We start from the raw sequence: 5,159 nt of genomic DNA on the forward strand, positions 1-5,159 counted from the left end.
GTCACCCGCAGGTCGGCGGGCCGATCGGCGAGGGCCGCGTTGATCTGCCGGATGTACCGCTCGTGCTGGTGTTCGGCGTCGCCGCCCTTCGCCGCGAGCTCGGCGCGCTGCTCCGGGTCGTTGAGGTAGGCGAGGCTCGTGTCGTCCAGTTGCAGGTACCGGCAGCCGAGGGCGGCGATCTGCTGGACCTGCTTGGCGTAGGCGGCCGACAGGTCGGACCAGAACTCGTCCTCGTCCGGGTACACCGACTTGTCGATGGCGGCCGGGCCGCCGCGGTAGTGGACCATGCTCGGCGACGGGATCGTCAGCTTCGGCGTCGCGGTCGTAACGACCGACTTGAGGAATTCGAAGTCGGCGCCGAAGATCGCTTCGTCCAGACCGATCTTGCCGTCGATCTTGAGCGCGGCGGACGTGAAGTCGAGATCGCCTTGGGCATTGCGGAAGTGCACGGCGATCTGCTCGTCGGTGCGGTGCACGCCCTGCAGCTGATAGATGAAGTCCATGTGCCACGAGGTGCGGCGGAACTCGCCGTCGGTGGCCGACTGCAGGCCGATGTCCTCCTGCATGCGGACGACGTCGCGGATCGCGTCGTCCTCGATCGCGCGCAGGGCGAATCGGTCGATGTCCCCCGCGGCGTGCGCGGCCCGGGCGTCGAGCAGCTTCTGGGGACGCAGCAGGCTGCCGACGTGGTCGGCGCGGAACGGCGGCTCGGTGCGCTGGGTCATGTTTCGTCCTCCGGGGCGAGTAGTGGGACGTCGATGCGTTTGCGGAGCTCGTCCTCCGATATACCGAACGTCTCCGCGAGAATCACTCCGCGCTCGGTGAGATGGAACAACGCGTGGTCGGTGTAGATGCGGCTGACACACGCCAGCCCGGTCAGCGGGTAGCTGCACTGCTGGACGAGCTTCGGTGCGCCGTCCTTCGCGAACAGCGCCATCATCACGAAGACGTCCTTCGCGCCGATGGCGAGATCCATCGCGCCGCCGACCGCCGGAATAGCGTCCGGCTCCCCGGTGTGCCAGTTGGCGAGGTCGCCGGCCGTCGAGACCTGGAAGGCGCCCAGGACGCAGACGTCGAGGTGACCGCCGCGCATCATCGCGAACGAGTCGGCGTGATGGAAGTACGAGGCGCCGGGTAGCTCGGTGACGGGCACCTTGCCGGCGTTCACGAGATCCGGGTCGATCTCGTCACCGACGGCCTCCGGACCCATGCCCAGCATGCCGTTCTCGGTGTGCAGCACGACCTGCTGCTCGGGCCGCAGGAAGGCCGCGACCCGGGTGGGCTGGCCGATGCCGAGGTTGACGTAGGACCCGGTGGGGACGTCGCGCGCGACGCGTTCGGCGATCTGGTCGCGGGTCAGCATCAGGCGACCACCACCCGATCGACATAGATGGCGGGCGTGACGACGGCCTCCGGGTCGAGCGAACCGGTCGTGACGACCTCGCTCACCTCGGCCACCGTCAGCCCGGCGGCGGCCGCCATGATCGGCCCGAAGTTGCGGCCGGTCTTGCGGTAGACGAGGTTGCCCATCCGGTCGGCGATGTGGGCGCGGATCAGCGCCACGTCGGCCCGGATCGGGAACTCCAGCAGGTAGTCGCGGCCGTCGATCGTGCGGACCTCCTTGCCTTGGGCAAGCGGCGTACCTACGCCGGTCGGCGTGAGGAACCCGCCGATGCCGGCCCCGCCGGCGCGGATCCGTTCGGCCAGCGTGCCCTGCGGCACGAGCTCCAGCTCGATCTTGCCCGCGCGGTACAGCTCGTCGAACACGAACGAATCGCTCTGCCTCGGGAACGAGCAGATCACCTTGCGCAGCTGACCCGCGGCCAGCAGGGCGGCCAGACCGGTGTCGCCGTTGCCCGCGTTGTTGTTGACCACGGTGAGCCCGACCGCGCCCTGGCGCAGTACGGCATCGATCAGCGCGTACGGCATGCCCGCCCGGCCGAAGCCGCCGATGAGCACGGTGGCGCCGTCCTCGATACCGCGGACTGCCGTGTCGAGGTCCGGGCAGACCTCGGCGGTCACGGCTGCTCCTCGCCGAAGACCCGCTGAGCGATCCGGAACGCCGTGTTGGCGCTGGGCACCCCGCAGTAGATCGCGGTCTGCAGCAGGCACTCCTTGATCTCGTCGCGGGTGAGCCCGTTGCGCAGCGCGCCGCGCAGGTGCATCGCGAGCTCCTCCTCGTGGCCGCCGGCGACGAGGGCGGTGAGCGTGATCAGCGACCGGCTACGCCGATCCAGCCCGGGTCGCGTCCAGATGGAGCCCCACGCGTAGCCGGTGATGAACTGCTGGAACTCGGCGGTGAACTCGTCGGCCCCGGCCGAGGCGCGATCGACGTGGGCGTCGCCCAGCACCTCGCGCCGCACCCGCATGCCCTCGGCCCGGTGCCGATCGACGAGCGGCTCGGCCGGTTCGGAATCGACGCTGTCGCGGATCAACTGCGCGGCGACCGCGGGTGCCTCGACCGGTATCTGATGGCCGGCGTCCTCGACGATAACCAGCCGCCCGTCCTGGACTCCGTCGGCGATGTGCCGCAGGCTGGCCGGCGGCGCCACCGGGTCGTGCGCGCCGGCAACGGCCAGCACCGGTGGTGCAATGTCCGCCAGCCGCGCCCGGACGTCGAAGCCGGCGAGCGCGTCGCACGCCGCGGCGTAGCTCTCCGGATCCACGGCAGCGAGGTCGGCTAGCAGCGCCTTCGCCTCGGCCCCGCCACGGTGGGCCGGCGCGAACCAACGTTGCGGCGAATCCTCCACCAGCCAGCCCAGTCCCTCGCGTCGCACGCGCTCGGCGCGGTCGTGCCAGCCGGACGGTTGGCCGATCCGCGCTCCGGTGCTGAACAGTGCCGCCGATGTGACCCGGTCGGGGGCGTCGAGCAGCAGCTGCAGGCCGACCGCCCCGCCGAGCGAGACGCCCGCATAGGCGAAGGACCCTTCGATGCGCTCGAGCACCGCGGCGGCGAGGTCGGCGACGGTGAACTCGGTGGCCGCGGGTGCTTCTCCGTGCCCGGGGAGCTCCCAGGCCAGGACGTGGAATCGGTCGGCCAGCTTGACGGCCGCCGCCGCCCACAGGCCCCGGCCGGTGGTGCCGAGCGACGGGCCGAGCACGAGCAACTCGGGTCCCGTCCCCCCGAGGTCGTCCAGGGCGACGTCGGGGGTCACCGGATGTCCTTGATGAACTGGTCGGCCCGCTCGAGGGCGCGGTCGGTGTACGCGTCCGCCGCGCCCAGATAGGAATCGAGGTCGCCGGTGCGGCCGGTCATCGCCTGCTGCTCGGCGAGCAGGTCCGGCCCGGCGGCCTCGGCGGTCGCGCGCATGCGATCGGGATGCACGACCAGTCCCTCAAGCAACTCCGCGGTCTGCGACGCGGCGACGGCCGCCAGCCGTCCCAGGGCGCGGAGGGCGGCCCACTCGGCGTGCCAGGCTCCGTCGGGCCGTTCGTCGACGGCGGCCGCTGCAGCAGCGTGCAGTGCCGCGGCCGCGGACGGCGCCGTGATCGCCGCCCGTCGCACGAGGACCGACAGCACCGGGTTCTGCTTGTGCGGCATCGTCGACGATCCGCCCGGGCTCGCCTCGCTCAGCTCGGCGATCTCCGGCCGCGCGCGCACCAGCACATCGTTGGCGATCCGCCCCGCTGCGTCGACGCCCGCGACGAGCGCGTCGCCGACGCGGGTGAAGGTGCGGCGGTTCCCGTGCCACGGGGCGACGGACCGGAGGCCGAGCTCGCCGGCGAACCGCTCCACCACGGCCGACGGGTCACCGGCCAGCGCAGTCACTGCTGCGAGCGTGCCGGCCGCGCCGCCGACCTGGGCCGGCAACGTCGTCCGGAGCTCGACCAACTCGTCCGCCACGTCCAGGACACCGGTCAGCCAGTTCGCTGCCGTGAGCCCGAACGTGGTCGGAACGGCGTGCTGCGTCAGCGTCCGGCCCGCCTGCACGGACCGGCGGTGGGTGTCGGCGAGTCGGCGCAGCGCCGCGGCCTGCCGCTGCACGTCGTCGAGCACCTGGTCGAGGACGTCGCGCAGGCACAGGACCAGCGCGGTGTCGAGGACGTCCTGGCTGGTCAGGCCGCGATGCAGCCAGCGCGCGGTCGGGTCGGGGACCCGCTCGCGCAGCCGGGCCACGAGGGGTATCACGGCATTTCCGCCGGGCTCGACGTCGGCGGCGATCTCCGCCGGCGCGATGACCGGAACCGCGTCGGGCTCGACGTCGGTCGCGGCGCCAGCATCGCGCAGCGCCCGCAGCCACGCCACCTCGACCTGGGTCATCGCCGCCACCAGCGACTCGTCGGTCAGCAGCGATCCGGCCCGCGAAGCGCCGGGCCAGAACAGCTCACTCATCGGAGCCCGGGTAGCGCAGGAACACCGTCTCGTCCGGGCCCTGCAGGCGCACATCGAACTGCAACCGGCGGCCGTCCTCGGTGGCGATGAGCGTGCGGCGCCGGTCCTCCGGCAGCCCGGCGAGCAGGGCGTCCTCGGCCGTGTCGGGCAGATAGACGCGCGTGAAGAGCCGGTCCAGCAGGCCGCGGGCGAAGACGGTCATCGCGATGAACGGCACCCCGCCGGCGGGCGCGCCCGGCCGCACGGTGGTGAACCGGTAGCGGCCGGTGTTGTCGGTAGCCGCCCGTCCCCAGCCGGTGAAGGTGAACCCCTCGCGATGCAAGGACCCGGCCTGGCGCACGACGCGACCGTCGGCGTCGGCCTGCCAGATCTCCAGCAGCGCGTCCGGCACGCCCTCGCCGGCGCCGTCCAGGACTCGACCGGTGAGCAGGACCGCGGCCGGATCGGCGGCCGCAACCAGGTCGGCGCCGCCGGCGTAGGGCAGGGCGTAGCCGAAGAACGGTCCGACTGTCTGGCCCGGAGTCGTCCTCACTGGCCGTCCTCCGTCGGGGTGCGGCCGAGGACGATGTCCCATCGGTAGCCGGTGTGCAGCTCCGGGCGGGTGAGGTCGTGGTCGTAGCGGGCCACGAGTAGTGCGCGGGCGTGCGGCTCGACGACGGACTGGTAGATGGGGTCGAGGTCGAACAGCGGGTCGCCGGGGAAGTACATCTGCGTCACCAGCCGCTGGGTGAACGCGGTGCCGAAGAGGGAGAAGTGGATGTGGGCGGGGCGCCACGCGTTGTCGTGGTTGCGCCACGGGTAGGGGCCGGGCTTGATCGTCAGGAAC

At 72.1% G+C, this 5,159-nt stretch carries 5 protein-coding genes and 2 pseudogenes; all 7 read right to left on the reverse strand.

The features are described from left to right. Positions 1-725, reverse strand: a pseudogene (locus tag ABR571_RS09225) (5-methyltetrahydropteroyltriglutamate--homocysteine S-methyltransferase); the annotation flags it as partial. Further along, a complete protein-coding gene (locus tag ABR571_RS09230) occupies positions 722-1,363 on the reverse strand; it encodes a 3-oxoacid CoA-transferase subunit B (protein WP_409452899.1) in 642 nt (213 codons plus the stop codon). The gene ABR571_RS09230 and the pseudogene ABR571_RS09225, both read right to left, overlap by 4 nt. Then, the gene (locus ABR571_RS09235) at positions 1,363-2,022 is read right to left on the reverse strand and encodes a 3-oxoacid CoA-transferase subunit A (protein ID WP_409452900.1); all 660 of its coding nucleotides are present in this window, start codon (positions 2,020-2,022) and stop codon (positions 1,363-1,365) included. The genes ABR571_RS09230 and ABR571_RS09235 overlap by 1 nt, the downstream gene beginning before the upstream one ends. Beyond that, the gene (pcaC, locus tag ABR571_RS09240; protein ID WP_409452901.1) at positions 2,019-3,155 is read right to left on the reverse strand and encodes a 4-carboxymuconolactone decarboxylase; all 1,137 of its coding nucleotides are present in this window, start codon (positions 3,153-3,155) and stop codon (positions 2,019-2,021) included. Before pcaC ends, ABR571_RS09235 begins: the two co-directional genes overlap by 4 nt. Beyond that, positions 3,152-4,333 carry a lyase family protein gene (locus ABR571_RS09245; protein WP_409452902.1) on the reverse strand — a complete coding sequence of 394 codons (1,182 nt, stop codon included), beginning with the start codon at positions 4,331-4,333 and terminating at the stop codon, positions 3,152-3,154. The genes pcaC and ABR571_RS09245 overlap by 4 nt, the downstream gene beginning before the upstream one ends. Further along, the gene (pcaG, locus tag ABR571_RS09250) at positions 4,326-4,907 is read right to left on the reverse strand and encodes a protocatechuate 3,4-dioxygenase subunit alpha (protein WP_409452903.1); all 582 of its coding nucleotides are present in this window, start codon (positions 4,905-4,907) and stop codon (positions 4,326-4,328) included. The genes ABR571_RS09245 and pcaG overlap by 8 nt, the downstream gene beginning before the upstream one ends. Beyond that, positions 4,862-5,159, reverse strand: a pseudogene (locus ABR571_RS09255) (protocatechuate 3,4-dioxygenase subunit beta); the annotation flags it as partial. The gene pcaG and the pseudogene ABR571_RS09255, both read right to left, overlap by 46 nt.

Source organism: Jatrophihabitans sp., from assembly GCF_046262535.1.
Lineage (GTDB): Bacteria > Actinomycetota > Actinomycetes > Mycobacteriales > Jatrophihabitantaceae > Jatrophihabitans.